The following is a 26,298-nucleotide window of genomic DNA, read 5'->3' on the forward strand; positions in this document are numbered from 1 at the left end:
AGATCAAGCGGCAGTTACGCTTGACCCTGTGTCTGTCGCGAAGGTTGCCGCCCTGGCCTACTACCCGGTGAAAGGTCTCGCCGGGATTCCCGTCGAGTCAGCTGAGGTCGGTCCGACCGGCCTGCTGAACGACCGGCTGTTCATGCTCGTCGAGCCGGACGGCAGCTTCCTCAGCCAACGCAAGCTCCCCGCGATGGCGACCCTCCGCGCCGAGCTGGCCGGCGACACCCTCCGGCTGTCCGCCTCCGACGCGCCCGATCTCGAGCTGGCGAGCCAGTACGACGGCAAGCGGCGCGACGTCAGCCTGTTCGGCAAATGGTTCGGCCAGGGCGTCGTACAGGACCCGGCCGCGGACGAATGGTTCACGGCCCGCCTCGGTACGCCGGCCGCGCTGGTCCGCGTGACGCCGGAGCACGAACGGCCCGGCTGGGGTGCGCATCGCGGCCTCACTGGGTACGGCGACGCGCATGCGCTGATGATCACGTCGCTGTCGTCACTCGACGGCCTGAACGCGCGCATCATCGAGCGCGGCGGCGAGGCTATTCCGATGAATCGCTTCCGGCCGAACATCGTCGTGTCCGGCTGGCCGGAGCCGCACACCGAGGACAAGGTCCTGCGGATGACGGCCGGCGCGGTCGAGATCGGTTACTCGGCGCGCGGCATCCGGTGTGCGGTTCCGACGGTGGATCAGCTGACCGGTGCCAAGTCAGGGCCGGAGCCGACCAGGACGCTCGCGACGTACCGGCGCGAACCGGCGTACGGCGGCGGCGTCAGCTTCGGCGTCAAGGCCGCAGTACTTGCCGGAGGCACCATTCGCGTCGGCGACGAGATCGCCGTCCAGGAATGGATCCCGGACGGCACCGATCCCGCCCAGGACTAACAGCCGACGCGCGAGCGACCTGTCACGGCCTTGTAGGTGCAGGTGTCGAAGGTCTTGCCGGCCGGGGTCTGGAAGCGGGCGGTGTCGCCGGTGTTGTTCCAGACGTACCAGCTCTGGTTCCAGTACAGCGTCAGCGCCCGGTTGCGGTTCTTGCCGGTGCGGACGATGACCGTCGACCGGCCCGGCAGCACGTAGCCGCGCGGGAACACGAACACGTGGTTGGCCACGTCGGCGACCCGGAAGCCGGACAGGTTGATCGGCCGGCTGCTGATGTTGCGGACAGTGAAGAATTCGTTGTTGATCTGGGCGTTGGTGCGGACGTCCGTGCCCGGCGGGTCGTACTGGATCCCGCTGAGTACGGCCGTGATCGCCGCGTCGGCCGTCAGCGGCGCGAAGGCCGCCGCACCGGCCAGCACCACGGCGGCCGTCGCGGCGGAAAAGAGCGTGCGGAAGCGTCGTGCGAACACAGATAATCCCCTTCGGCAGTGGGCCGATCTCCCCCCGGCCCGGTGAACACAGCTGCCGGTTCCCCCCGGCGGTCGCAGACGCTACTCGTTACGCTCCGTGCTCGTCAAGGGCTCAACCAACGGGTGTCGCGACCCCGTGCTCGAGCACCTTCACGCGCTCTTCCAGCCCGGCCTCACGGAACGCGGAGACGAGCTGATCGGGCCCCTCGGTGAAGTGCGCCCAACCCTCCGTATGCACCGGGACGATCGTCGCCGCACCGAGCAGTCGCGCTGCCTCGACCGCGTCCGCGGACGTGAGCGTGAGGTTGGCTCCGTCGAGTAGCGCGGTCCGCGCGGCGCCGGCGAACAGCACCGCGACATCGATCGGCGCGAACCGGTCCGCGATCTCCTTCACCAGCCCGAGCGACGCGTTGTCGCCGGCGACGTACACAGTCGGCAGCCCTTCGCCCTGCAGGACGAACCCGGTGACGACGCCGAGCACCTTCTCAGCACCCTCCGGGCCGTGCAGCGCGGGTACGCCGGTCACCGTGACGACGCCGCCGTCCGGTCGGGGTAGGTCGATCGACTCCCAGTTCTCCAGGCCGCGGACGCCTTCGATGCGAGTGGCCGCGCCCGGGGTCGACAGTACGGTCGGGATGCTCGCCAGCAGCGCGCGGCCGGCGTCGTCGAGGTTGTCCTTGTGCTCGTCGTGCGAGACGAGCGCGACATCGATCGGGCCGAGCTTGCCGGCCGGGATCGCCGGGCCGATCAGCTTGGTCATCACCCGACCCGGCAGCTGGTAGTCGCGGGGCTCGTCGAAGGCGGGGTCGATCAGGAATGTCAGGCCGCCGAGGTTCAGGACGGCGGTCGGGCCGCCGATGTGCGTGATCTCCATGACCACGATCCTCCGTCGCGGCGAGCCGTCCGGCCATTGGCCCGGGAGCCATAGTTGCCGAAGATCGGGCCATACTGTTCTTATGCGTACTGTCGCGGTCCTCGCGTACGACGGGATGAGCCCGTTCCACCTGTCCGTGCCCTGCCTGGTCCTCGGCGAGCGGCGGGGCCGCGCCACGGGGTACGACGTACTCGTCTGTGCGGAGCAGCCGGGATCGATGCGGACGAACGCCGGGTTCGGGATCAGCGTGGATCACGGGCTCGAGGTGATGGAGCGGGCCGATGTCGTCGTGCTGCCGAGTTGGGAGCCCGGTCGGCAGGCGTCCGACGTACTGCTGGACGCGATCCGGCGGGCGCATGCGCGCGGGGCGACGGTGGTGGGGTTGTGCATCGGGGCGTTCCTGGTGGCGGAGAGCGGGATCGCGGTGGGGCGCGAGGTGGTGACGCACTGGCGGTGGGCGGACGAGCTGCGCGTTCAGCATCCGGAGCTCGATGTACGCGCCGATGTGCTGTGGTCCGATCTCGGCGATGTGATCACTTCGGCCGGGACGGCGGCGTCGCTCGACTGCTGTTTGCACCTGGTGCGAATGCATCACGGGGTCGAGGAGGCGGAGAAGGTTGCCCGCGACATCGTCGTCGCGCCGCATCGGAGCGGGTCCCAAGCGCAGTACATCCCGGTGCCGGTGCCGCCGGATCCGGGCGACGACGTGATCGAGAAGGCGATGGTGTGGGCGCGGGCGCGGCTCGACCAGCCGGTGTCGCTGGACGAGTGGGCCGGGGCGGTGGCGCTGTCGCGGCGTACGTTCACACGGCAGTTCCGGGCGCGGACCGGGAGCTCGGGGCAGGCGTGGTTGCTGCGGCAACGGCTGGACCGGGCGCGGCTGTTGCTGGAGACAACCGATCTGCCGGTCGAGCGGGTGGCGGCGTCGAGTGGGTTCGGGAGCAGTGATGCGTTGCGGCACCATTTCCACACGCTGCTGGGGACGACGCCGCAGCGGCATCGGCAGGAGTTCTACAGCAGCACGAGCAGGATGTAGATCACCGGCGCGGCGAACGTGACGAGCAGGATCCAGGCCATCATCCGGTGCCCGGTCTTGCCGCGGTCGAGCGACGAGGCGAAGTACAGCACGGCGCCTTCCTCGGTGTGCCGGCTCAGCCCCATCCGCTTGGCCTCCTCGGGGCGCGGATCAGGCCGCTCCTCGGCGAACGCGTCCGGATGAATCCCGTAGTGCGCCGGCCCGGCTGAATCCACGTCGTCACGCTCGGAGAACATCCAGCCTCCCGCAGGTTGGTGGACCAGGTCGTCCAACCATGATCACACCAACCAGCAGGATTCGTGCCGCAGTTCCTACGAGAAGTCCGCCACCCAGGAGTTGCGGTCTGTCCAGCTGAGGCAGGCAATGACCTGCAGAGTGCAGCGCTGTGCTGTTCCGAAGCCGACACCGAGGGTGGTCAAGCCGCAGTTCATAACTGTGCTCCGGCTCTGCGACATCATCTGGTTGTACGCCTTCTGCGCCGACCACTTGTCGCCGCCGGCCGCGCTCATAGAGCTGCCCGTTGCGTTCACCGAGCCGGACTTCGCCCGGGAACCCGCGTCTCCACGCGCGCCGCCGGTCAGATTCGGATCCTGCTTGAGCGGTGCACAACCCTGGTCGACGCGAGCGTTGTCGATCATGTTGAACAGCTGCAGCTCGTCGTTCGTCATCTGGCCGTCGACCGGTGGTGGCGGGGGTGGGGTGGTGGTTGGGGTCTGGGTCGGGCGGCCGGTGGAGATCGTGCGACCTGGGGACGTCGGGGCGCTGGTCGCCTTGTCCGAGGTGGGGGAGTCGGTCGGCTCGATGGTGCTCGGGCTTTCCGACGGGACCGTGGTCGGGGAGGTGGAGTCCGTCGGGGTGTCTGTCGGGTTCGCCGTCGGACTCGTGCTCGGGGTGACCGTCGGCGAACTCGTCGGGGTCGCCGTCGGCGGGACCGTCGGCCGCGTCGTCGGGGTGGCGACGGCAGCCTTGGTGGCCGGGGTGATGTACGTGTCATCGGTCCGCGTGACCATCGGCACCGAAGCGTCCGCGTCGTCGTTCTGCGGCTGATGCAGCAGGATCCAGGAGATCGGCGTAATCACCAGCACCACGGAAGCCATGGCAATGATCGACCGCCGCCCCCGAGCGCCCCGCTCTCCAGACCCAGCCCGCCGCGAACCACGCCCCGGCCCACTACCTCCAGGCCCAGAACCCCCACGCCCACCAGCAGCGCGCGCAGCCCCACGCCCACCGCCCGCACCAGCAGAGCCAGCACCATCCGCGCCGCCGGACCCAAAGTCGGCCACACCAGCACCCGCAGCGCCTCCGCCGCCGGCCCCAAAGCCCGAAGCCCCAGCCCCGGCCGCACCAGCCGACTCGGCTCCCGCCAACCCGAGACCAGCACCACCCGCCGCGCCGGCACTAGCCGCTCCGAAGTCGGATACACCGGCACCTGCAGAGCCTCGGCTACCGGAGCCGAAGCTCGAAGCGCCGGCGCCAGCCGAGTCGGCAGCCACCAACCCGTGGCCGACACCACCTGTCGCGCCGGCGGAGCCGGTACTAGCCAGGCCGAAGTCGGTAGCACCCGCGGCGGCGCCACTTGTGGTGAGTCCAGAGGTGTCAGTGCGTGCTGCTCTGGCGGATTCGCTTAGACCGGCGCCTGCGCCGGCGGCGTCGAAGGCGGCTGCGGCACTTGCCGCGCCAACGCCGGATGCACCTTCTGTTGTCTCGGTGCGTGCTGCTCGGCCGGTGGCGGCCAGGGCGTCGGCTGCTGAGGCGGCTGGGGTGGAGCGCGAAGGAGTGTCCAGCGACGCCCAGTCGTCGGCGGCGCGGCGGACGGACCAGGTGCCGGCGGTTTCGCCCAGGCCGGTGCGCTCTGTCGGCTCCGGGGTTTCCGAACGACGTGCTGCACGGCGAGCCCGGGTGGGTGGCTCCGGTTCGGCGCCGGCGATCGGCTGCTCGACCCACGACGGCGTACCAGCAGGCGTCCGCGTGGGCAGCCCGGAGGTTGCGTCCTCGGGTGCGGTGTAGCTGGGGAGCGCGCCGCGCGGGGCGTACTGCGGGGTTGCCGGGCGGGACTGGTTGCCTCCGGCCCAGAACGGGTTTTCGTTGGACGCACCAGCGTTCTGCGCCGTGGCCCAGAACGGGGACTCGTCGCTCGAGCGCGGTGCGTACCGCGGTGGTTCGGGTGGCGCGGGCGGGGTCGATTCCGCGGGCGGGGTGGACCGGTTGCCGGAACGCGACGAGCGTGACGCTGCTCGGGTCGCCTTCCTGCGTGGTTTGTACCGGCCGTTTCCGGACTCGGACATTATTCCGTGGTTCCTCTCAAAGTCGCGCCCCCAAGACGTGCCTCATCAGCCGTCTCACCGGAGCCCCCCAGGAACGTCCGGCGACATGACAAGGTCGGATCTACCCGCGGCGACCGGCCGTGAACCGGCCGGACATTGTGGGCCTGAGACAACGTCTCGCCCGCACTCGGTGATCTGCACACAATGACAACCACAACGGCACTCAGCTCCGGCCGAAGTCCTGGACCCAGCTGCCCGGTCCGTAGTTGGACTTGACCTGCCCCGGGTCGTATCCGATGCCGATCGTGGTGAACCGGCAGTTGAGGATGTTCTCGCGGTGGCCGTCGCTCTGCATCCAGGTGGCGACCACCTTCTGGGCGGTGTCGTAGCCGGCCGCGATGTTCTCGCCCCAGCTCGACCCGCGGTACCCGGCAGCCTTCATCCGGTCGCCGGGGTCCTGACCGTCGGGGTTGGTGTGGTCCATGTAGTGCCGCCGGACCATGTCCGACGCGTGCTTCCCGGCCGCCTCGACGAGCGCGCTGTCCAGCCGCAGCGGACCGCAGCCCTGCTGCTGCCGGATCTGGTTCGTGTAGTCGAGGACCTGCCGCTCCTGCGTACTCGTGCCGCCACCACTGGGCGGCGGAGGAGTGTCGGTCGGAGTCGGTTCGGTGGTGCGGGTCTTCGTCGGCTTAGGCGTCGAACTCGACGTCTTCGTCGGGTAGCTCGGCTTCGGCCGCCCGCCACCGCTGGTCGTCCGCGTAGTGCCCGGCGAGCTCGGCGGCACGGTCACGGTCGTCACGCCGACCGTCGGAGCAGTCGGAGTCGTGAGTACGCCGGTAGGCGTGACACCCGGCGTACCTGGGCTGGTCGGAGTCGCCGACGTGGACGACGAGATCGCGCCCGGGCCGAGTGCCGGCGTACCGACGACTGACGTGGTCGTGCGACCGTTCGGCAAAGTCTTGGTGATCGTGACGAGCGGCGTACCGGCGTTGTCGCCCGATCCGCCGTCGATGCGCGTGTCCTCGGAGACGTTCAGAACCTTGGCAGCGTCGTCGGTCCGCGAGTTGTCGTGGGACATCAGCCAGACGACCGGCCCGATCGCGAGCAGTACCGACAAAGCGCTGACGACAGGGGCCACCAGGCCACGGCTCCGCCGAGGAGCACGTCTGTTGCCGCGGTGCCGCCGGGGGGTAGGCGAATCCGTCATGGGATGGGCGAATCCTCTTCGTTTTTCGTCGTACCGAGTGTCGCGTCGTTCCCCGTTGGTCCAGCCAGGTCCCCCCTGGTTACCGAACAGGAACCTTAACGGACCCGCGAGGTCATCGTTACAGGTCTGCGACGGCTCTTAACGATTCCCGAAGGTTCTCCGGGCAACGATTAACGAACAGGGCCTGAACGGCCGATCATCCGCCGAAGTCCTGCACCCAACTTCCGTTGCCCCAGTCCGGCTTCACCTGGCCGCTGTCGTACCCGATGCCGATCATCGTGTAGGTGCAGTTGAGGATGTTCGCGCGGTGGCCCGGGCTGTTCATCCAGCCGGTGACGACCGCCGACGGGCTGGAGTAGCCGACGGCAATGTTCTCGGCCATCGCACCGCCCTTGAACCCGGCCGACTTCATCCGGTCGAACGGGCTGCGGCCGTCCAGGCTGTCGTGCGCGAAGTAGTGCTGGTCGACCATGTCGGAGGCGTGCGCCTGGGCCGCTTTGGTGAGGGCGCTGTTGGTGCGCAGCGGTCCGCAGCCGGCCTTGGCCCGCTCCTGGTTGGTGAGGGCAAGCACTTGTGCCGCAGAGCCACCGCTGGGCTTGGAAGTCGTCGTCGGCTTCGGAGTCGCGGTGTGGCTCGGCTTCGTCGTCGGCTTGGACGTCGTCCTGGTGGGCTTCGGGCTCGGCGTACGCGAGCTGTCCCGGCTCGGGGCCGTTGTCGACCGGGTCGGCTTCGGGGTCGGGGTCTTCGTCGTGGCGCGAGTCGGCGTGGGTGTCGGCGTCGGCGCGCTGGGTGTGTACGACGGAGTCGTCGGACGGCTCGGAGTCGCCTTCGGGGCGTCGTCGCTGGCCGGCGCGACGGAGGTGATCGGATTCTCCTGGCTCGTCGGTTTGCTGTTGCCGGTCTGACGTACGACGAACCACCCGACGCCGACCAGCAGGACCAGAGCAGACAGCGACGCGATGAGAGGACCGGCCACGCCGCTGGCAAGTGACCGTTTGTGGTTCGTCATGGTGAGCACCCTTGCCCAGGCAGACGTTTGCCCACCCTTACCAAGACCGCCCTTGACAAACCTTTGACTATCGCAGTCGTTTCAAACGGCTGCAACGGAAAGACAGCGCCGCTTCGCGGCGGGTGGGGTGGGGGGTTTCAGGTGGTTGACCGCGCGATGACGATGTCGGCGATGACCTTCCAGCCCAGGCTCCGGTACAGGCGCAGGCCGTCGATCGAGGCGATCAGGATGCCGCGTTTGGCGCCCTTCGCCGCGGCCGCTTCGACCAGCGACGCCATCACGGCACTGCCGAGTCCGCGTCGCCGATGGGCCGGATCGGTCTCGATCCGGTCCGCGACCGCGTCCTCACCGACGACCGCCATCCGCCCGCTCGACACCACTCCGCCGTGCATGGTGGCGCGGGTGATGATCAGGTTGTCCTCGAGTTCGGTGTGCAACGCATAGCGCTCGTGCAGCTTCAACGCCGGCTGCTCCGAGAGCTGGATCGTCATCAGCCAGTCCTGGTCCTGCTGGACCTCGAGCCCGAGGTCCTCCAGTTGCTCGATCCGGGCTTCTTTGTCATCGGTGGCCAGGGTGATCCAGCCCGCGCCGCGCCCGCCGCCGTCGGCCGAGGCCAGCTGGGCAGCACGCTCCACACGTTCCGGTTTGTCGTCGGCATCCAGTACGACGTACTCCGTCGGCCGGCTCTCCTCACCCGCGCGGACGATCAAGATGCCGTCGTTGTCGTCCTCCACTGTGGTCCAGCCCCGCGAGACGGACCACCCGGCCTGCCAGCGGCGGACGAGTTCCTCACGATCTCTCACCCGTCGATTCAATCAGCCCGCACCCGCCACGGCGAGGGGAACTGGTGTCGCTTGACACCAACTGGCCGTGAATTTCCGCCTGCAGGCTGTCACCACTACCGCTCGGCCGCCCGCTGCGCAACCCCTCACAGCCGGTCAGCGGGCGGCGTACTCGTCGGCGAGCAGGTCGAAGGTGAGCAGGTTGTCGTAGTCACCGTCGCGGCGCGGGCTGGCCGCGCGCTCGGTGCCGACGTGGGTGAATCCGTTGGCCTCGGCAACGTGCGCGGACGCGCTGTTGCCCTCGGCAGCCTTCAGCACCAGCCGGCGCCGGCCGAGACCGCCTTCCGCGACAGGCTTGAACGCGTGCGGGATCAGCAGTTCGACCGCGGAAGTCATCAACTTACGGCCGCGCGCGTCCGGGTGCATCCAGTACCCGATCTCGCCCACCGTCCGGTCTATCCGGTCGTTCAGATCGAAGATGCTGACATTCCCGAGCAGCTCGTCGCTGGCCAGATCGGCGATCGCCCAGGCGACGCCGTCACCGCCGGCCATCATGTGCAGCCGTGTCTTGATGAATCCCTCGGCGTCCTCCAGCCGGTACGGCGATGGCATGCCGGACAGCCAGTACTGCGTCCGCTCGTCGCTGCAGGCCTCTTGTACGCGTTGCGCGTCCGAGTCCCGCAGTCCGCGCAACCGGATGCCGCCGCCTTCGAGCATCGGCGCCGACCACCAGTTGCCCTGCGGCTCGAGGTCATCGTCACGGCCGAGCGTCGCGACCCATTCGTTCTTCCGGGTACCGCGCGTGCGGCCGCCGCCCTGCACGCGGACGAGCTCGCGGAAGCCCACCTTCCAAGCGACCCGGCGGCTTGCATAGTTCCCGACGAACGCGCGCCAGATCACCCGGTCCCAGCCGAGACCGTCGAACGCGTACCGCACCGCGAGCTTCAGCGCCCGCGTCATCACCCCGTTGCCGCGGACGTCCGGCGACAGTGCGAACCCGACCTCGCCGACGCCGCCTTCGCCGTCACCGAGATCGATCGTGCCGGCGTACCGGCCGTCGTACTCGATCGCCCAGGCCCACATCGTGTTCGTGCGCCAGCCGTTCGGGACCAGCTCGGTCAGGAAGCTGACCGCGTGCTCGTGCAGGTACGGCACCGGGATCGTGGTCCACTCCTGCATTACCGGGTCCTGGCACATCAGGTAGGCGGGCTCGACATCGTCGACGGTGTGGGCACGCAGTGTCACCACTCCGTCGGTCAGAACCGGGACGTCCTCGGGGAATCGCATATCTCAGGGTGACGCGCTGCCACCGGCCCGGCAACGCATTTCCCTGACACGGAGAGCAATCGAGATTAGGCTGTGAGCTGTGAACGCAGCCGGAGGGGAGCCGCCACGCGGCCGGGGTGGGCAGCTGGCCGCTCAGCGACAGGCCACGATCGTTGCCGAAGTCAACAGTCGGGGCGCGATCACGGTGGCCGAGCTGGTCGATCGGTTCGGTGTCTCGGACATGACGATCCGGCGCGACCTCGACGCCCTGGACTCCAGCGGCCTGCTGCACAAGGTGCACGGCGGCGCGACGTCGGTCGGCCTGCGCAGCGCCCACGAGCCGGGCTTCGACGCCAAGCTGACGCAGGAGTCCGCGGCCAAGCAGGCGATCGCGGCCGAGGCAGCGACCCGGGTCCAGCCGGACAGCGCGATCGGCATCGGCGCCGGTACGACGACGTACGCGCTCGCTCGTCAGCTGCTCCGGGTGGAGAACCTGACCGTGGTGACGAACTCGGCGCGGATCGCCGACGTGTTCCACGGCAACGGGCGCTCGGACCGGACCGTCGTGCTGATCGGCGGCATCCGTACGCCGTCGGACGCGCTCGTCGGGCCGATCGCGACCGCAGCGCTGGCGTCGCTGCACCTCGACCTGTTGTTCCTCGGCGCGCACGGTGTCGACGCCGAGCACGGGTTGAGTACGCCGAACCTGATGGAGGCCGAGACCAACCGGTCGTTCATCGCCGCCAGCCGCGAGATCGTCGTGGTCGCGGACCACACCAAGTGGGGGACCGTCGGCCTGAGCACGTTCGCGACCTGGTCGGACCTGGACGTCATCGTCACCGACAACGGCCTGTCGACCCCCGCCCGCAAGGCCATGCGCGACACGGGTTGCGCCCTCGTTATCGCTAGCTGAGGCGAGAGGCGCCGGCTGACGGAGCCGCAGCGAGGGCGCTGGGTGCGCTGAAACCGTGCTCTGCAAAGGCCTTCTCGATCGCGGCCAGCACCGACTCGGACGCATCCGCCTCCACAAGCGCGATGATGCAACCGCCGAAACCGCCACCGGTCATCCGCGCTCCGAGCGCACCGGCCTCGAGCGCGGTATCGACCGCGACGTCGAGCTCCGGCACGGTGATCTCGAAGTCGTCGCGCAGTGACGCGTGCGACGCGGTGAACAGCGGGCCGACCTCGCGCAGCTTGCCGGCGTGCATCAGCGCGACCGCGTCCTCCACCCGGCGGATCTCGGTCACGACATGCCGCACTCGACGCCGTACGACGTCGTCCGACAACCGCGCCAGCGCATCGTCGAGCTCCTCGAACGCGATCGACCGCAGAGCCGGTACGCCGAGCTCGGCCGCCGCCTGCTCGCAGCTCTTCCGGCGCGCGGCGTACTCACCGTCGACATGCCGGTGCGGTGCCTTCACGTCGACGACCAGCAGAGCGAGGTTGTCGGCCGCGGGGTTGAACGGGATCTGCTCGGTCGACATCGCGCGGATGTCGAAGTACAACGCGTGGCCCTCGGTGCAGCACATCGAGGCCATCTGGTCCATCAGTCCGACCGGCGCACCGACGTACTTGTTCTCGGCCTTCTGTGCGAGTCGGGCGACCTCGCCGGGGTCGACCTCGATCTCGCGCAAGCCGAGCAAGGCGACCAGCGTCGCGCAGAGCAGGGCCGCGGACGAGGACAGGCCGGCGCCGGAGGGGATGTCCGACTCGAACCGCAGGTTCGCGCCGCCGACCGCGTAGCCGGACTCGCGCAGGATCCAGGCCGCGCCGGCCGGGTACGCCGCCCAGTCGCCGACCGATCCCGGAGCGAGCTCGTCGATCGCGAACTCGGTGACGCCCTTGTGTCCGGCCGAAGCGACCGCGATCCGGCCGTCGTCGCGCTTCGAGGCGGTGACGACGATCCGGTTCGGCAGGGCGATCGGAAGGACGAGCCCGTCGTTGTAGTCGGTGTGCTCGCCGATCAGGTTGACCCGTCCCGGTGCGCGCCAGCTGCCGTCGGGCGCCGTACCGAAAACATCCTTGAAGCTCACGAACCGACCTTCCGCAGAGTCTCGGCCACGTCCTCGGGCCGGGTGTCGCTGATGAACGCGCCCATGCCGGACTCCGAGCCGGCCAGGTACTTGATCTTGTCCTTCGCCCTGCGGATCGACAACACCTCCAGGTGCAGGTAGCCGAGCTCACGATCGATGCGGACCGGGGCCTGATGCCAGGCGGCGATGTAGGGCAACGGTTCGCCGTACAGGCCGTCGAGTCGCTGCAGTACGTCGAGGTACAGCTCGGCGAAGTCGTCGCGCTCGCCGACCGACAGCTCGTCGATGCCGAACACCTGGCGGTGCGGGTAGAGGTGCACCTCGACCGGCCAGCGGGCCGCCTCGGGCACGAACGCGGTCCAGTTGCCGTTCTCGGCGATGACCCGCGTGCCCTCCTTGCGCTCGGCCGCCAGTACGTCGGCGAACAAGTTGCTGCCAGCAACTTCCTGGTGCTCGCGGGCGCGCGCCATCAGCGTCCGCATCCGCGGCGGGATGAACGGGTAGGCGTAGATCTGGCCGTGCGGGTGGCTGAGCGTGACGCCGATCTCCCGGCCGCGGTTCTCGAACGGGAAGACCAGTTCGACGTCGTCGCGGGCGCCGAGTTCGGCGGTCCGGTCGGCCCAGGCGTCGACGACCAGGCGGGCCTGGCCCTGGGACAGATCGGTGAACGACTGGTTGTGGTCGCTGGTGAAGCAGACCACCTCGGTCCGGCCCGGGCCGGCGAACGACGGGAACCGGTTCTCGAACACGACCACGTTGTAGTCGTGGTCCGGGATCTCGGTCGGCTTGCCCGGCCGGCTCGCATCCAGCGGGCACTCGTCGGCCGGCGGCAGGTACGTCCGGGTGTTGCGGTGGGTGGCGTAGGTGATCACGTCGCCGGTCAGCGGGTCGGTGCGCAGGTCGACCTGCGGCTGCGGGGCGGGCAGGCCGCGGGTGTCCTCGAGCGGCACCCGCACCGGCGTGTCGGCGGGGTCGTAGTAGATCAGCTCGCGTCCGTCCGACAGTTTGGTGTCGGTACGGCGTACGCCGCGGGGTGTTTTCATCGTGTGACCCTCCCGGCCGTACGACGCGTCCGGCCAGGAATCATCGTAAACCAACAAACTCGAACAAGCACGGTAGCCCGGGCGGCCGGTAGTCTTGCTCAATGGACGACTACGCCCAACGCCCGCCCTCTCGTGATCTGTCGAGAGGGCGCTAGGAAATCCCACCCATGAACGACACCCTGCTACTGAACATCGTTCTGATTCTGGTCTTCGTGATGATCGGCGGTGTTTTCGCCGCCGCGGAAATGGCCCTCGTGTCTCTGCGGGAGAGCCAACTGAAGGCCCTTTCGCACCGCGGCAAGCGCGGCGAGACCGTCGCCAAGGTCGCCGCCAACCCGAACCGGTTCCTGTCCGCCGTGCAGATCGGCGTGACCCTGATGGGCTTCCTGTCCGCCGCCTTCGGTGGCGCGACGCTCGCGGACAGCCTCTCGCCGCACCTGCAGAAGCTCGGACTGCCCGAGGGCCTGGCCGACACCGTTGCGCTGATCCTGATCACGATCCTGATCTCGTACGTCTCGATCGTGATCGGTGAGCTCGCCGCCAAACGGCTCGCGCTGCAGCGGGCCGAGACCTTCGCGCTCGGCCTGGCACCGCTGGTCGACCGGATCGCCTCCGGCGCGCGGCCGGTGATCTGGCTGTTGTCGAAGTCGACCGACCTGGTGGTCCGTGCGCTCGGCGGCGACCCGAACGCGAACCGCGAGGTGATGTCCGACGAGGAGCTCCGCGACCTGGTCTCGGCGCACGAGTCGCTCGGCGAGGAAGAGCGCAAGATCGTCGACGACGTCTTCGAGGCCGGCAGTCGGCAGCTGCGCGAGGTGATGCTGCCGCGGACCGAGGTGGACTTCCTCGACGGCGAGATGCCGGCGTACAAGGCAGTCAAGTTCGCCGCCGAGCGGCCGCACTCGCGATACCCGGTGATGAACGGCTCGGCCGACGACATCGTCGGGTTCGTCCACGTCCGCGACCTGTTCGACCCGGCGGTCGCCTCCCGCTCGGTGCGGGTCGGCGACCTCGCACGCGAAGTACTCATGCTGCCGGACACCGCGAAGCTGCTGCCGACGCTGACCGAGATGCGCCGCCGTAGCACGCACCTCGCGATCGTCCTCGACGAGTACGGCGGCACGGCCGGCATCGTCACGCTCGAGGACCTGGTCGAAGAGCTGATCGGCGACATCAAGGACGAGTACGACGAGGAAGCGGCCGAGACCACCCGCCTCGGCGGCGGCGACATCGTCGTCGACGGCCTGCTGAACCTCGACGACTTCGCCGACGCCACCACGATCGAGCTGCCCGACGGCCCCTACGAGACCGTCGGCGGTTTCCTCGCCGCCCAGCTCGGGAAGGTCCCGTCGACCGGCGACGAGGTCCGCTTCGGCGTCTACACGATGACTGTCACCGAGATGGACGGCCGCCGGGTCGCCCGGGTCCGCCTGCACCGGATCAAACCGGAAGCGGAGCAGGTCGAGTCTCCAGCACCCGCTGTCGAGCAATGACGACGAGCCCGCCGACGACGTACCCGAGGCCCTGGAAGACGAGGACCGGGATGATGCCGACAGCGTCGCCGAGGAAGCCGGCCGCGGTGATGCCGATCAGCACCGCGACGCTCTCGGCGGCGCCGACCGCGCCGTAGATGCGGCCGCGGGTGCCGTCGACGGTGAGGTTCTGGAAGACGGTCATCATCCCGGCGATCGTGAGCGCGCCGGGCAGCCCGACGACGATCATGCAGACGAACGCGGGGATCACGCTGTCCGACGCCAGCGGGTAGAGGAACAGCGTGATGTCGATCAGGCCGAAGGCGAGGGCGCCGATGCCCCACAGCCTGGCGGCCGGCCAGCGCGAGCCGATCGCGGCGGCGACCAGACCGCCGACGATCCCGCCGACCGCCTGGGACGAGACGATCAGGCCGTACACCTTCCCGTCGCCGCCGATCTGGGAGCTGACGAACGGCGCGAACAGCGTGCTCATGATCCCCTCACCGACACCGGTGACCATGCAGAACACGAAGAACAGCCGGATCGCCGGGCCTGCGACGCACAACCGCAGCCCTTCGGTCCACTCTTCCTTGAGGCGCTTGATCGCGCCGCCGGCGGTCCGCTCCGGGTTCTCGGGCCGTACCTGGCGGTGCCGCATCCGCGCGACCAGTACGACGGCGATCAGGAACGTCGCCGCATCGCCGAGCGCGAGCAGGGTGAGTCCTCCGGCGGCCGCGAGGACACCACCGAGCGCTGCGCCGATGAGCCGGGCGAGGTCGCGGATCTGACTGTTCAGCGCGTTCGCCGTCACCAGTTGCTCGTCGTTGACCAGCACCGGGACAAGGGACTGCTCGGCCGGCTGGAAGAACTGCTGTAGACAGCTCTGCGCCAGCACTACGCCGTACACGATCCAGATCTTGCTTTCGTCGTTCACGGCGATCAGCGGCAGGAGGACCACCGCGTTGAGGACGTTGGTGACGATCATCGTGGTCCGCTGGTTCCAGCGGTCGACGAAGACGCCGGCCAGCGAGCCGAGTAAGACGGCCGGCAGGAACGACGCCAGCAGCAGCCCACCGCTCGCCAGCGTGGAGCCGGTCAGCACGTACACCTGGAACGCGAGGCCGGTCCGCAGCAGCCAGTCGCCGATCAGCGAGATCAGGCCGGCGCTCAGCATCAGGCGGTAGTCGCGCTGGCGGGCAAGGACGCCCCACAAGTCCTTCATCTGCCTACTCCGCTCTGTTATTCGGGGGAGATCGTGACGATCTGGGTGAATGAGACGTGCCGGCTGCCGGGCGGGCGGACGGACTTGTCGTCGATCGGCCGCTCGTCGATCCAGCGCTGCAGCAACGCGTCGACCTGCCCGACGAGCTCGGTCAGCTCGTCGGCGGTCAGGTAGAACCCGCTCTGCCCGATGCCTGAGTTGTCCCTCCAGACCGCGTCCTCGGTCTGCCGTTGCTGCTGCCACTGGCTCAACCGCTCGAGCGCGCGCTCGGCCAGCAGTTGCTCGAGTACGTCGGCCGCCGCGGCGCCTTCCGGGGTCTGCGCCGCATCACGCCACGACTGCGAGGTCGACACCAGCCGCCATGGCCGCTCGCGGTTGTCCTTCCCCGGAGCCGGCTCGACGAAGTCGTACTTCGCCAGCTGCCGCAGGTGATGCGACGCCAGCGCCTGACTGATCCCGAGCCGCCGCGCCGCATCGGCCGCGGTCATCGGCCCCTCCCGCCCGAGCAACGACTGCAGATCCAACCGCACCGGATGCGCCATCGCCCGAATCGCCAACGGGTCATCCAGCAACCGCGACCGCCGCGAATCCTTCTCCAAAGACATGCTTGGAATATGCGCCGCACCGAATCAGATGTCAAGCCATTGCTTGGAATGTGCTAGCCGGTTTGCTCGCGGATCCACTCGAGGGCGGGCTCGGCGTGGGTCAGGACGGAGACGTGGCCGAGGTCCTCGTGCAGTTCGAGTTCGGCGGTCGGCAGGTTGGCGGACAGCCATTTGCCGTGTGAGCAGGGGATGATGCCGTCCGCGGTGCCGTGGACGAGCAGGGTCGGGGCGGTGATCGTGGTCGGGTCGCAGCCCCAGTCCAGGACATAGGAGCAGTCGTCGTCGATGACGCCGTCCGGGCCGTCGGGCATGGCCTTGTCACCGGCGACCGAGCCGAGCCAGCCCCACGGGCCGTCGAACAATGCGATATCACTCGCGGTGAACTCCGGGTCGTACTCGACACCTGACGTCTCGTGCCGCATCTTCGCATCCCGCCCGGCGGCGGCCGCGTGGAGCGAGGCGAGCCCGGACGCGACCATGCCGTCGTACCAGTCCAGGCCTTCGGCGTCGTACGGCGCGATCGCGGCGAACGTGGCCACGGCCTCGACCCGTTCACGGAGGATCGCGGCGGACGCGAGCGCGAACGAGCCGCCGCCGGAGTACCCCATCAGCGCGAAGGTGCCGATTCCGAGCGTGTCCAGGACCGTGGTCAGATCGTCGGCCACCGACGCCATCGTGCGGCCCGGCGCCGCGGTCGATCCGCCGTACCCGGGCCGGTCGAACGAGATCCACCGGACGCCGAGCCACTCACCCGCGTCGAACAGCGGCGCCGGTGGGACGCCGAGGTTCGGTGTGCCGTGATGCCAGACCACGGCGAGGCGTGCGTCGTCACCCGGGGCGCTGTCGTACCCGTGCAGGATTCGTCCGTCGGCCAGGCGGAAGTCGATCTCGTCCATGCCGTTCACGATAAATCGCCGAAATGTCGAGTGCTCCCGATCGTGTCCGACCTCTGCTGCGAAGATCCCTACAGATCCCGAAAGGATGCCCGAAGATGAAGTACCTGCTGCTGATTCACAGCAACCCGATCACCTGGGGCCACCCCTCCTTCCTGAACACCGAGGAAGGCAAGCGACTCCCCAAGAAGGCCCGCGACGCCCTCGCCGCCCAACTCGACAAGCTCCTGACCGAGATCGACGCCTCGGGCGAGCTGATCAACGCGGTCCCGCTGGACCCGCCGGCGAAGACCCGCGTGGTCCGGGTTCGCGAAGGCATTCGAGCCACCACGGACGGCCCGTACTCCGAGGCGAAGGAGCAACTGGCCGGCGTCTTCCTCATCGACGTCAAGAGTCCCGAGCGAGCCGAGGAGATCGCCGCAACGATCCCCGAAGCCGAGTTCGTCGCGGTAGAGGTCCGCCCGGTCTCGGTCTTCGACTGACGTACTGCGGTCAGCCCCACCCAGCGTGGGGCTGATCGCACTTCAGTGTTCGACGAGGCGGGAGTGGTTTGCCGTTGTGGCGAGGGTCGGGTCGAGGGCGCCGAGGGCTAGCCAGGTGGCGCCGCCTACGCCGTCCCGGGCGGTCAGGACCTCGCCGGCGAAGTGCTGGCGGATGAGTTGGCCGACCGGGGAGGATTCACCGGCGACGCTGCCCGCGAGCACCATCGGGCCTTGGTCCGAGCTGGTCTTCAGGCGGGCGACTGTTTCTGTGAGCAGTTCGGCTGCGCGTTTCACCAATCCGCGGGCGGTTTCGTCGTCCTGGGCGTACGCCGCGATGACGGCCGGAGCCAATTCGGCGAGCATGACCGGTGGCCGGCTGTTGACCGTCCTCACCAGATCGTCGCGCAGCGCGTCGTACCCTTCACGTTGTGCAACGGAATTCGGGTCCCGATCGGGCAGAACTGTTTGTACGACGGTCTGCTCGAGCAGGCCGAGCGGCTCGCGAAGATCGAGGGCTTGCAACACACTGCGCACAGCCTCCCGGCCGAGCCAGAACCCGGACCCCTCGTCGCCGAGCAGCCAGCCGTGCCCGCCGACAGTCCGCACGAGCTGGTGATCGCGGACCAGTCCGACGTTGCTGCCGGTGCCCGCGATCAGCACGATTCCGCCCGGCTGCGGCGTACCTGAGGCGAACGCGACCTCGAGATCGCCGATGTAGTCGGGGGCCACGGTGAGGCCGGCGCCGGTCCAGGCCTCGTCGAACCGGGCTGCCACGTCGGGCCGCCCGAGGGCCGAGCCGCCGGCCATGCCGACCACGGCGGCCTTGACCTCGGACGCGTCCAGCCCGGCGAGGGCCGCGTGAAGCGCCTGACCGAAGTTGGCCGCCGCGCTTGCGGGATGACTGGTCGGGTTCCCGCCCGCGGCGGCACCGCGGCCGACTACGTTGCCCTCGGAGTCCGCGATCACGATCCGGGTGGAGGTGCCACCCAGGTCACCGCCCAGGACCAGCGGTCCGGCCGGTAGGGGGCGTTCGACCGACATACGCAATGCTCCAAACTGCTCAAAAGAGCCTATTTACAAGCACAAAGCAATCACGCGACGGTCCCGATCCGTGGAGATCACAGGGATGAGCCTTGACTTTAGCTGCCAGTTGAGAAAAGTTCTGTCCAGCAAACCGCAAACTTGCGCACTTGTCGGCACCCGGAGTGTCGTAGCCAGCAGATTAGTCGAGGGGTGGGCCGCTGATGGCCAGCAGTAAGCACGGGGGATCCGGGGAGACGGGTGGCGTGAGCGCGCAGTCCTATGTGCACACGCTGACCCCGATTCTGGCCGCGGTGACCGAGCAGATCGACGGTCCGATCCAGCAGGCGGCCGACCTGATGACCGAGTCCTTGCGCGCCGACGGCGTGATCCAGGCGTTCGGCTCCGGGCACTCCGAGGCGCTCGCGATGGAGATCGCCGGTCGCGCCGGCGGCCTGATCGCGACCAACCGGATCGCGCTGCGGGACCTCGTCCTGCTCGGCGGCGAACCGCGGGAGCTGCTGCGCAGTGCTGAGCTCGAGCGCGACCCGAAGTACTCCCGCAAGCTCTACGAGCTGTCCGCGGCGCGGCCGGGCGACCTGTTCGTGATCGCCTCCAACTCCGGCGTGAACGGCTCGATCGTCGAGCTCGCGAGTGTGGTGAAGGAGAAGGGCCACCCGCTGATCGCGATCACCTCGATGCAGCACACCGGTGGGATGGACTCCCGGCACCCGTCGGGCAAGAAGCTCATCGACTTCGCGGACGTGGTGCTCGACAACCACGCGCCGTACGGCGACTCCGTCCTCGACCTGCCCGACGGCGGCGGCAAGGTCTGCGCGGTCTCGTCGATCACCGCCGCTCTGATCGCGCAGATGCTGGTCGCCGAGGTACTGCGCCGGATGACCGATGCCGGCGAGACCCCGCCGGTCTATCTGTCCGCGAACATCCCCGGCGGCGACGAGCACAACCATGCTCTCGAAGCGCGGTACGCGGGTCGCATCCGTCGTACTGCCTGAACTGAGCCACCCTGAAGTACTAGCCTGCCGAAATGCTGAAACGGCGGACGTTGCTGCAGGGTGCGCTGGCCGGCGCGGTCCTGAGCGGATGCTCATCGGCCCCGCCGGCCCGGCCTGTCTCCCCGCAGAATCCCTTCGACGTCGACGCGAACGCTCCGCTCGACGTCGTGATCAGCGAGGAGTACGGCGGGTTCGCGGCGGCGGCGTACCGGAAGAAGTATGCGAGCGCCGCCGTCACGCCGAAGGTGACGCCGCAGCTGTCGGATGCTCTGCTGCCGCGGTTCGCCGCGGGCAACCCGCCTGACGTCGTGCTCAGCACCGGCGATCAGGAGCTCGAGCTCGGTCGGCTGGTGAAGGACGGGCAGCTGACCGACCTGCAGAAGTTGCTGGACGCGCCGTCCTGGGACAACCAGGCCGCGAAGGTCAAGGACCAACTGCTGTCGGAGCTGCTCGACATCGGCCGGTACGACGGAACGCAGCGCACGCTCAACTACGTCGCAACCGTTTACGGGCTGTGGTATTCGGCCGGCCTGTTCCAGACCAACGGCTGGGACGTGCCGCACACGTGGCCGGATTTGCTTGCCCTCGGCACCGATATGAAGGCGGCCGGCCTCGGCCCGTTCATCTACGCCGGCGCCCATCCGTACTACGTCCTCGAGCTGGTCCTCACGCTGGCCGCCAAGACCGGCGGCGCGGACGTGCTGAAACGGATCGACAACCTCGACGCCGGCGCCTGGAAGGACGCGAGCGTGACCCGGGCGATCGCCGCGGTCGGGGAGCTGACCAAGCGCGGCCTGATCGCCGCGGGGAGCGCGCAGTACGACCACATCGGCTCGCAGAAGCGCTTCCTCGCCGCGAAGGCCGGGATGCTGCCGTGCGGGAACTGGCTCGAGAACGAGATGAAGGGGCTGATCCCGCAGCGGTTCGGGCTGACGATGTTCGCCGTACCGGCGCTGGACGCCTCGCCGGCGCTCGCGAGCGGGCTGCATGTCGCCGCGACCGCGCCGTTCCTGGTGCCGGAGAAGGCTCAGAACAAGGCCGGCGGCCTCGAGTACCTGCGCGCGCTGCTGTCCCAGGACGTCGCGGCCCAAGTGAGCTCCGAGTCCAACCAGCTCACGATCGTCCGCGGCGCGGCCGACGGCCTGGAGATGGGGACGGCGCTCCGCTCGGCCCGCGATCTACTGACAGCGGCCGGCGACCAGGTCATCACCTGGTACTTCGACACCTGGTACCCGGACTTCGCGAACGCAGCCGCCGCAGCCACCGGGCAATTCATGGCCGGCGGCCTGCAGCAGTCGGAGTGGACCGCGCGGATCCAGGCCGCGGCGGACAAGCTCAAGCAGGACAACGCGGTAACGAAGTACCACCGGGACTGAAAAACGCTATCGCCGTCGGGCGCTGGTCGCCGTACTCTCTTGCTGAGGAGTGGCGACATGGCATGGCTCGGAGCAGCGGTTCTGTTCTTGATGCTCTGCGCCCTGCTCAACCTCCTGCTGCCGAACCCGCCGCCGAGCCGCTGGCGGCGCCGGATGCAGCGTGTGACGGCGCGAGCGCACGGTCGGTTCCGCCGTCGCCCGGTCCCGCTGCCGGACCCGTTCGACACGCTCCGGCTGCAGACGCGGCTCGGGACGTTGTCCACCAAGATCCGCCGGGTGGAGTCCACGCCGCACGTCTACGCGAAGGCTCACCGCCTGATGGCGCTCGAGGCGGCGTACGACGACCTCCTGGACGAGGCGTGCCGCCTGGCCGGCGTACCCGATCCAGACGCCAAACAACCCGAAGAGAAGCGCTGGCAGGAGGAGCAGGAACTGGCCTCCCGAGGGTGGTCCTGGTAGGTATACCGCCCGGGTGATGGCTGGACCGGGGTCGCTGGCAGAATCGTGCGTATGTCCCAAGCTGCGTCTGACCCCTCCGCAGCCGGTTCCCAGCGGCGCCCTCGCGTGCTTTCCGGGATCCAGCCGACGGCGGACTCCTTCCACTTCGGCAACTACCTCGGCGCGGTGCGGCAGTGGGTGGCCCTGCAGGAGGACCACGAGGCGTTCTACTGCGTCGTCGACCTGCACGCGATCACCGTGGAGTACGAGCCGAAGGCGCTCCGCGAGCGCACCCGCCGGTCCGCGGCGCAGCTGCTCGCGGCCGGGATCGACCCGGAGCGGTCCACCCTGTTCGTCCAGTCGCAGGTGCCCGAGCACGCGCAGCTGAGCTGGGTGCTCGGCTGCATCACGGGCTTCGGCGAGGCCAGCCGGATGACGCAGTTCAAGGACAAGTCCGCCAAGGGCGGCGCCGACCGCGCCACCGTCGGCCTGTTCACCTACCCGATCCTGCAGGCCGCGGACATCCTGGTCTACCAGGCCGACCGCGTCCCGGTCGGCGAGGACCAGCGTCAGCACCTCGAGCTGACCCGCGACCTCGCCCAGCGGTTCAACCACCGCTTCGGCAAGACCTTCCGGCTGCCGGAGCCGTACATCGTCAAGGAGACGGCGAAGATCTCCGACCTGCAGGACCCGTCGGCCAAGATGAGCAAGTCCAGCTCGTCCCCGGCCGGCATCATCGACCTGCTCGACGACCCGAAGGTCAGCGCGAAGAAGATCCGTTCCGCGGTCACCGACTCCGGCCGCGACGTGATCTTCGACCAGGAGAACAAGCCCGGCGTCGCGAACCTGCTGACGATCTACTCCGCGCTCACCGGCCGCAAGATCAGCGAGCTCGAGGACGAGTACGCCGGCCGCGGGTACGGCGACTTCAAGAAGGACCTGGCCGACGTCGTGGTCGAGTTCGTCACGCCGTTCCGGGAGAAGACGCTCGGCTACCTCGACGACAAGGCTCAGCTGGACGCGATCCTGGCCGCGGGCGCCGAGCGGGCGCGCGCGGTCACCGAGCCGACCCTGGCCCGGGTCTACGACCGGCTCGGGTTCGTCGCCGGCCCGCCGCAGGGCCGGTAGCCCCGGATGACGACGATCGGTGTCGCGATCCCGATCGCGGAGCCGTACGGCTCGGAGCTGCAGAAGTTCCGGGCCGAGTTCGGCGATCCGATGGCCGCGTCGATCCCCACCCACGTCACGCTGCTGCCGCCGACCGACATCGAGGCGGCGGACCTCGACGTGATCGACGCGCACCTGCTCGAGGTGGCGGCGCGGTTCCCGAAGTTCCGGATCCGGCTCCGCGGTACGGCGACGTTCCGGCCGATCTCGCCGGTGGTGTTCGTGCCGCTGGCCGAGGGCATCTCCTCGTGCGAAGTACTGCAGTCGCAGGTGCGGTCCGGCCCGCTGCGGGTCGACCTGCGGTTCCCGTACCACCCGCACGTCACGGTCGCGCACGACCTCGACAAGGATGCCCTCGATCGCGCGTACGACGCCCTGTCGGAGTACGACTGCGCGTTCGACGTCGAGTACTTCAGCCGTTACGAACACGGCGCCGACGGCGTGTGGCGGCCGCAGCGGTCGTTCCCACTGGCAGGCTGAGCCTCCTCGTCGGCGGGTACAGGAGATTCATGAAAAAGCTCAAGGCCGCCTGGCAATGGTTCGGCCGGACGCAGCTGTGGCGGGCCTGGCAGCGGTACGGGAACCAGCGCGGTAACCGCCTGGCCGGCGCGACGAGCTTCTTCGGGTTCCTGTCGCTGTTCCCCTTGATCGTGCTGGCGGCGGCGATCATCGGACCGCTGCTCGGCGACGACGCGATCGAGACGCTGAAGAAATCTCTGGAACAGAACCTGCCGGGGATCGGCAACAACATCGACATCGACGCACTGATCGCCCACGCGGGCACGATCGGGTTGATCTCCGGGATCGGCCTGCTGCTGACGGGCCTGGGCTGGATCGACGCGCTGCGGGCCTCGATCCGGCTGATGCACGAGCTGGACGACCAGCCGGGGAACGCGGTGCAGCAGAAGCTCGCCGACACCGGCGCGCTGATCGGCCTCGGGCTGATCGGGCTGATCGCGACCGGCGCCTCGTCCGTCCTGACCGGACTGTCCCGACGGATCGTCGACGCGAGCAACCTGGACGGCACCTGGCTGGCCGACTGGGGTCTCCAGGTGATCAGCATCGTGATCGGTATCGCCGCCGGGGCGCTCCTGTTCGGGTACCTGCTGACAGCGCTGCCGCGGATCGCGGTGCCGCCGAAGGTCCTGCTGATCGGCGCGCTGGCCGGCGGCATCGTGTACTACCTCGCCCAGCGGCTCGGCAACCTGTACGTGAGCCACGTGATCGGCGCGAATGCGGCGTACGGCGCTCTGGCGTTGCCGCTGGCGCTGCTCGTGTGGATCTACCTGATGACGCGGGTGATCATGCTGGTCGCGGCGTGGACGAAGGAAGCGACCGTCGTCGTACCGGCGGAGGCCACTGCCGAGCCTGAGGTCGTTGAGGAAGAAGAAGAGCCGCTGCTGCTCGGGCCGCCCGGCAAGCGGTACAAGGTGGTCCCGATCCCGGAGCGAAAGGCCGACACGGTCGCGGTGGCCGCCGGTGCGGTGCTGGGCGCCACGCTCACCACGGTCGCCGTGCAGGCGATCCGGGCGGTGCGCTCAGTACGTCGTTAGTGACGGCGCCGGCGGAGCGTGCGCGGTCGGCGCAGGAACAGGCCGAGGAGCAGGACGGGCGGTCCGGCGTACGCCCAGACGGGGACGCGGAAGGCGAGGGACTGGACAGCCTGGCCGGGGCTCAGGACCGTCCGGCTGCGCTGCGGCCGCGCAGTACCTGAGGCGGGCTTGTCGGCGGGCTTGCCCTGGGTCGTGGTCTTCGGCGGGGCGTCGGCCTTCACCAGCGTGCCGACCGGCTTGAGTTTGCCGTAGTTGGCGAACGTCCAGGTCAGCAGGTTGCTGGCGTCCTCGGTGATGCCGTGCGGCGCGTTCATCATCGTCACGACCAGCGTGTGGCCGTTGCGCCGGGCGGCGCCGACGAACGTGTTGCGGGCCAGCGTGGTGTAGCCGGTCTTGACGCCGAGAGCGCCGTCGTAGTTGAACAGCAGCTTGTTCTGGTTCGCGACCTGGTACGTGCCCTTGTTGCCGGCGTTCGGGAAGTTCGTGAACTTCGTCGACGCGTACTTCGCGAAGTCCGGGCGTGCGAGCCCCGCCTGTGCGAACAGGGCCAGGTCGTAGGCGCTGGAGTACTGCCCGTCGGCGTCCAGGCCGGTGGGGTCGGTCACGTGCGTGTCGAGCGCGCCGATCTCCTTGGCCTTCGTGTTCATCCGCTGGATGGTCGCGGGGATGCCGCCCTGGTCGTGCGCGCAGAGCGCATGGACGGCGTCGTTCCCGGAGGCCAGGAACATGCCCTGGAAGAGCAGGTCGACGGTGTAGTGCAGGCCGGGGTACACGCCGACCTTGCTGCCGATGATCCCGGCGTCGGCGTCCGAACCGACCACCGGATCGGTCTTCTTCAGCCTGGGCAGCAGGACGAGAGCGGTCAGCGTCTTGAGCGTGCTGGCCGGGCGGAGCTTCGCGTGCGGAGCCTTCGCCGCCAGGACCTGACCGGTGTCCAGGTCGGCCACGACGTACGCCGACGCCTGCACAGCCGGCGGTGCCGCCCCGTCGGCGATCACCGTCGGCTTCGCCGTCAGCAGCTCGCCGCCGACCGGACCTTGTGGGCCCTGATCGGCGGCGGTCGCTGTCAGAGGTCCGGCAACCGCCAATGCGGTGGTCGCGCAGGCCGTCAGAAGCAAACGCATCGCGGGCACTCTAGTTGCCCTACGGTGCAGATGTCACAGTCGGGTCTCTGTCCTTGATCAGGCGCGGTAGGCCGTCCACATGTTGCTCATGCGGGTTGACTGGCCGGGCGTGAACTGGTTGTAGCAGGAGTCGTAGGAGTAGTCCATGTAGTTGTGGATCGGGTCCAGCCCCGGGAGTGAGCAGGAGTCCCGGCCGGTCGGGCAGCCGCTGGAGGCGCTGCTCTGGGCCGGCGTGTCGGACACCGAGTCGTTCGTGCTCGTGCAGCCGCCCTGGAACGTGTGGTAGAGCCCGAACCAGTGGCCGGCCTCGTGGGACGCGGTCTTGCCGAGGTTGAAGTTGGTCGCCGAGCCGCCGGGCAGCGAGCTGTACTGGACCCGGATGCCGTCGATGCTCGGGTTGCTGGCGTAGTCCCACGGGAAGGTGGCGATCCCGAGATACGAGAAGTCGACCAGCCAGATGTTCAGGGCGTTCTTACCGCCCTGGCGCGTTTGTGACCGGTATTGCGTGCTCTGGCGGTCGTTGTGCCACTGGTTGTTCTTGTAGCGGTTGGTGCCGGCCAGGTAGAACGTGAAGCCGGTGTTAGCGGCCTGCGACGACTCCTGACCCGCGTAGTCCTGGTTCAACTCGGCAATCTGCTGGTTGATCTGGGTCGAGGTGACGTCACCGGCACCGGACGTGCTGAGCATGACGTGCACGTACACCGGGACACTGGCCGCGGCCAGCTTGCCGGCCGTGGGTGCGAGTCCACGGGCCTGCTTGGCCTTGAGGATCGCCGCCGTCTTGGCGTCGATGGCCTTCTGCTCGGCCACCGACAGGTCGCGGTGGTCAGCACCGAAGCCACCACGCGCGGCGGCTCCGTCCTCCGGCGTGAAACACGCCGGGTTCCCGGTCTGGTGGACAGGCAACTGAGCAGTCGCCTGTCCACCGAGCGGGCTGAAAGCAAGCGCCGTACCAGCCAGCAGAACGGCCAGGGCGCGGGGACGGGTAACGAAAGATCGCATAGCGGTCCTCCAGAATCGGGCCGCTTGGGCGGTGCGGCCGAATCCGCCGATTTTCCCCACGATCCCG

At 68.9% G+C, this 26,298-nt stretch carries 29 protein-coding genes; 12 read left to right on the forward strand and 17 right to left on the reverse strand.

From position 1 onward, the window contains the following. The first annotated feature begins 28 nt into the window (after positions 1-28). A complete protein-coding gene (locus ACQPYH_RS07330; RefSeq protein ID WP_432888334.1) occupies positions 29-880 on the forward strand; it encodes an MOSC domain-containing protein in 852 nt (283 codons plus the stop codon). Here ACQPYH_RS07330 and ACQPYH_RS07335 read toward each other — a convergent pair. Together ACQPYH_RS07335 and ACQPYH_RS07340 are read right to left on the reverse strand one after the other, a co-directional pair. Next, positions 877-1,347, reverse strand: a complete 471-nt coding sequence (locus tag ACQPYH_RS07335; protein WP_432888336.1) for a lamin tail domain-containing protein — start codon at positions 1,345-1,347, stop codon at positions 877-879. The genes ACQPYH_RS07330 and ACQPYH_RS07335 overlap by 4 nt on opposite strands. 112 nt (positions 1,348-1,459) lie before the next feature. Further along, positions 1,460-2,221 carry an MBL fold metallo-hydrolase gene (locus ACQPYH_RS07340; RefSeq protein ID WP_432888338.1) on the reverse strand — a complete coding sequence of 254 codons (762 nt, stop codon included), beginning with the start codon at positions 2,219-2,221 and terminating at the stop codon, positions 1,460-1,462. Positions 2,222-2,303: 82 nt separating this feature from the next. Here ACQPYH_RS07340 and ACQPYH_RS07345 point away from each other — a divergent pair, with 82 nt between their 5' ends. After that, positions 2,304-3,257: a GlxA family transcriptional regulator gene (locus tag ACQPYH_RS07345; RefSeq protein WP_432888340.1), complete on the forward strand. Its 954-nt coding sequence runs from the start codon at positions 2,304-2,306 to the stop codon at positions 3,255-3,257. On the opposite strand, the gene ACQPYH_RS07350 is transcribed toward ACQPYH_RS07345, so the two are convergent. The 3 genes from ACQPYH_RS07350 to ACQPYH_RS07360 form a co-directional block, all read right to left on the reverse strand. Then, positions 3,233-3,493, reverse strand: a complete 261-nt coding sequence (locus ACQPYH_RS07350; protein ID WP_130444050.1) for a hypothetical protein — start codon at positions 3,491-3,493, stop codon at positions 3,233-3,235. The two genes, ACQPYH_RS07345 and ACQPYH_RS07350, sit on opposite strands and share 25 nt — an antisense overlap. A gap of 75 nt (positions 3,494-3,568) precedes the next feature. After that, positions 3,569-4,354: a hypothetical protein gene (locus tag ACQPYH_RS07355; protein ID WP_432888342.1), complete on the reverse strand. Its 786-nt coding sequence runs from the start codon at positions 4,352-4,354 to the stop codon at positions 3,569-3,571. Next, positions 4,333-4,686 (reverse strand): hypothetical protein, encoded by a 354-nt coding sequence (locus tag ACQPYH_RS07360; RefSeq protein WP_432888344.1) that lies wholly within the window; start codon positions 4,684-4,686, stop codon positions 4,333-4,335. Before ACQPYH_RS07360 ends, ACQPYH_RS07355 begins: the two co-directional genes overlap by 22 nt. A 278-nt stretch (positions 4,687-4,964) precedes the next feature. Here ACQPYH_RS07360 and ACQPYH_RS07365 point away from each other — a divergent pair, with 278 nt between their 5' ends. Next, positions 4,965-5,264 carry a hypothetical protein gene (locus ACQPYH_RS07365; RefSeq protein WP_432888346.1) on the forward strand — a complete coding sequence of 100 codons (300 nt, stop codon included), beginning with the start codon at positions 4,965-4,967 and terminating at the stop codon, positions 5,262-5,264. A 480-nt stretch (positions 5,265-5,744) separates the two neighbouring features. Here ACQPYH_RS07365 and ACQPYH_RS07370 read toward each other — a convergent pair whose 3' ends face one another. The 4 genes from ACQPYH_RS07370 to ACQPYH_RS07385 all read right to left on the reverse strand — a co-directional run bounded on the left by ACQPYH_RS07370 (position 5,745) and on the right by ACQPYH_RS07385 (position 9,806). Beyond that, positions 5,745-6,659: a CAP domain-containing protein gene (locus tag ACQPYH_RS07370; protein WP_432888348.1), complete on the reverse strand. Its 915-nt coding sequence runs from the start codon at positions 6,657-6,659 to the stop codon at positions 5,745-5,747. A gap of 265 nt (positions 6,660-6,924) precedes the next feature. After that, the gene (locus ACQPYH_RS07375) at positions 6,925-7,737 is read right to left on the reverse strand and encodes a CAP domain-containing protein (protein WP_432888349.1); all 813 of its coding nucleotides are present in this window, start codon (positions 7,735-7,737) and stop codon (positions 6,925-6,927) included. Between the two features lie 137 nt (positions 7,738-7,874). After that, entirely contained in the window at positions 7,875-8,540 is a 666-nt protein-coding gene (locus tag ACQPYH_RS07380) for a GNAT family N-acetyltransferase (protein WP_432888351.1), read from the reverse strand. A 135-nt stretch (positions 8,541-8,675) separates the two neighbouring features. Further along, positions 8,676-9,806, reverse strand: a complete 1,131-nt coding sequence (locus ACQPYH_RS07385; protein ID WP_432888353.1) for a GNAT family N-acetyltransferase — start codon at positions 9,804-9,806, stop codon at positions 8,676-8,678. A 79-nt stretch (positions 9,807-9,885) separates the two neighbouring features. Here ACQPYH_RS07385 and ACQPYH_RS07390 point away from each other — a divergent pair, with 79 nt between their 5' ends. Further along, a complete protein-coding gene (locus tag ACQPYH_RS07390) occupies positions 9,886-10,698 on the forward strand; it encodes a DeoR/GlpR family DNA-binding transcription regulator (RefSeq protein ID WP_432888355.1) in 813 nt (270 codons plus the stop codon). Here the strand turns inward: ACQPYH_RS07390 and galK are convergent. Beyond that, positions 10,691-11,818 (reverse strand): galactokinase, encoded by a 1,128-nt coding sequence (gene galK / locus ACQPYH_RS07395; RefSeq protein WP_432888357.1) that lies wholly within the window; start codon positions 11,816-11,818, stop codon positions 10,691-10,693. The genes ACQPYH_RS07390 and galK overlap by 8 nt on opposite strands. Further along, positions 11,815-12,861 (reverse strand): galactose-1-phosphate uridylyltransferase, encoded by a 1,047-nt coding sequence (gene galT / locus ACQPYH_RS07400; RefSeq protein ID WP_432888359.1) that lies wholly within the window; start codon positions 12,859-12,861, stop codon positions 11,815-11,817. Before galT ends, galK begins: the two co-directional genes overlap by 4 nt. 167 nt (positions 12,862-13,028) lie before the next feature. Between galT and ACQPYH_RS07405 the strand changes: the two genes are divergently transcribed. Beyond that, positions 13,029-14,354: a hemolysin family protein gene (locus ACQPYH_RS07405; protein WP_432888361.1), complete on the forward strand. Its 1,326-nt coding sequence runs from the start codon at positions 13,029-13,031 to the stop codon at positions 14,352-14,354. On the opposite strand, the gene ACQPYH_RS07410 is transcribed toward ACQPYH_RS07405, so the two are convergent. The 3 genes from ACQPYH_RS07410 to ACQPYH_RS07420 are packed head-to-tail and all read right to left on the reverse strand — an operon-like array spanning position 14,302 to position 17,056. Further along, positions 14,302-15,555: an MFS transporter gene (locus ACQPYH_RS07410; RefSeq protein WP_432888363.1), complete on the reverse strand. Its 1,254-nt coding sequence runs from the start codon at positions 15,553-15,555 to the stop codon at positions 14,302-14,304. The genes ACQPYH_RS07405 and ACQPYH_RS07410 overlap by 53 nt on opposite strands. 17 nt (positions 15,556-15,572) lie before the next feature. Then, positions 15,573-16,160, reverse strand: a complete 588-nt coding sequence (locus tag ACQPYH_RS07415; protein ID WP_432888365.1) for a helix-turn-helix domain-containing protein — start codon at positions 16,158-16,160, stop codon at positions 15,573-15,575. A gap of 53 nt (positions 16,161-16,213) precedes the next feature. Beyond that, positions 16,214-17,056, reverse strand: a complete 843-nt coding sequence (locus ACQPYH_RS07420) for an alpha/beta fold hydrolase (RefSeq protein ID WP_432888367.1) — start codon at positions 17,054-17,056, stop codon at positions 16,214-16,216. Between the two features lie 95 nt (positions 17,057-17,151). Here ACQPYH_RS07420 and ACQPYH_RS07425 point away from each other — a divergent pair, with 95 nt between their 5' ends. Then, positions 17,152-17,535 carry a YciI family protein gene (locus ACQPYH_RS07425; protein ID WP_432888369.1) on the forward strand — a complete coding sequence of 128 codons (384 nt, stop codon included), beginning with the start codon at positions 17,152-17,154 and terminating at the stop codon, positions 17,533-17,535. Positions 17,536-17,577: 42 nt separating this feature from the next. Here the strand turns inward: ACQPYH_RS07425 and ACQPYH_RS07430 are convergent, their stop codons facing one another. Continuing rightward, positions 17,578-18,576, reverse strand: a complete 999-nt coding sequence (locus tag ACQPYH_RS07430; protein WP_432888371.1) for an N-acetylglucosamine kinase — start codon at positions 18,574-18,576, stop codon at positions 17,578-17,580. Positions 18,577-18,779: 203 nt separating this feature from the next. Between ACQPYH_RS07430 and ACQPYH_RS07435 the strand changes: the two genes are divergently transcribed. The 6 genes from ACQPYH_RS07435 to ACQPYH_RS07460 are packed head-to-tail and all read left to right on the forward strand — an operon-like array spanning position 18,780 to position 24,105. Further along, entirely contained in the window at positions 18,780-19,571 is a 792-nt protein-coding gene (locus ACQPYH_RS07435; RefSeq protein WP_432888373.1) for a sugar isomerase domain-containing protein, read from the forward strand. Between the two features lie 32 nt (positions 19,572-19,603). After that, on the forward strand, positions 19,604-20,947 hold the full coding sequence (gene ngcE / locus ACQPYH_RS07440) for an N-acetylglucosamine/diacetylchitobiose ABC transporter substrate-binding protein (RefSeq protein WP_432888375.1): 1,344 nt from the start codon (positions 19,604-19,606) through the stop codon (positions 20,945-20,947). Between the two features lie 57 nt (positions 20,948-21,004). After that, positions 21,005-21,406 carry a hypothetical protein gene (locus ACQPYH_RS07445; RefSeq protein WP_432888377.1) on the forward strand — a complete coding sequence of 134 codons (402 nt, stop codon included), beginning with the start codon at positions 21,005-21,007 and terminating at the stop codon, positions 21,404-21,406. A gap of 51 nt (positions 21,407-21,457) precedes the next feature. Then, complete coding sequence (trpS, locus tag ACQPYH_RS07450) at positions 21,458-22,513, forward strand: tryptophan--tRNA ligase (RefSeq protein WP_432888379.1); 1,056 nt, start codon at positions 21,458-21,460, stop codon at positions 22,511-22,513. A 6-nt stretch (positions 22,514-22,519) separates the two neighbouring features. Beyond that, positions 22,520-23,032: a 2'-5' RNA ligase family protein gene (locus ACQPYH_RS07455; RefSeq protein WP_130444084.1), complete on the forward strand. Its 513-nt coding sequence runs from the start codon at positions 22,520-22,522 to the stop codon at positions 23,030-23,032. A gap of 29 nt (positions 23,033-23,061) precedes the next feature. Beyond that, on the forward strand, positions 23,062-24,105 hold the full coding sequence (locus ACQPYH_RS07460) for a YihY/virulence factor BrkB family protein (RefSeq protein ID WP_432888381.1): 1,044 nt from the start codon (positions 23,062-23,064) through the stop codon (positions 24,103-24,105). Here ACQPYH_RS07460 and ACQPYH_RS07465 read toward each other — a convergent pair. After that, entirely contained in the window at positions 24,102-25,229 is a 1,128-nt protein-coding gene (locus ACQPYH_RS07465) for a D-alanyl-D-alanine carboxypeptidase family protein (protein WP_432888383.1), read from the reverse strand. The two genes, ACQPYH_RS07460 and ACQPYH_RS07465, sit on opposite strands and share 4 nt — an antisense overlap. Positions 25,230-25,286: 57 nt before the next feature. Continuing rightward, positions 25,287-26,231, reverse strand: coding sequence for a zinc metalloprotease (locus ACQPYH_RS07470; RefSeq protein WP_432888385.1), 945 nt, complete (start codon positions 26,229-26,231; stop codon positions 25,287-25,289). Between the last annotated feature and the right edge of the window lie 67 nt (positions 26,232-26,298).

It is taken from the genome of Kribbella sp. CA-245084 (assembly GCF_050942355.1).
Classification (GTDB): domain Bacteria; phylum Actinomycetota; class Actinomycetes; order Propionibacteriales; family Kribbellaceae; genus Kribbella.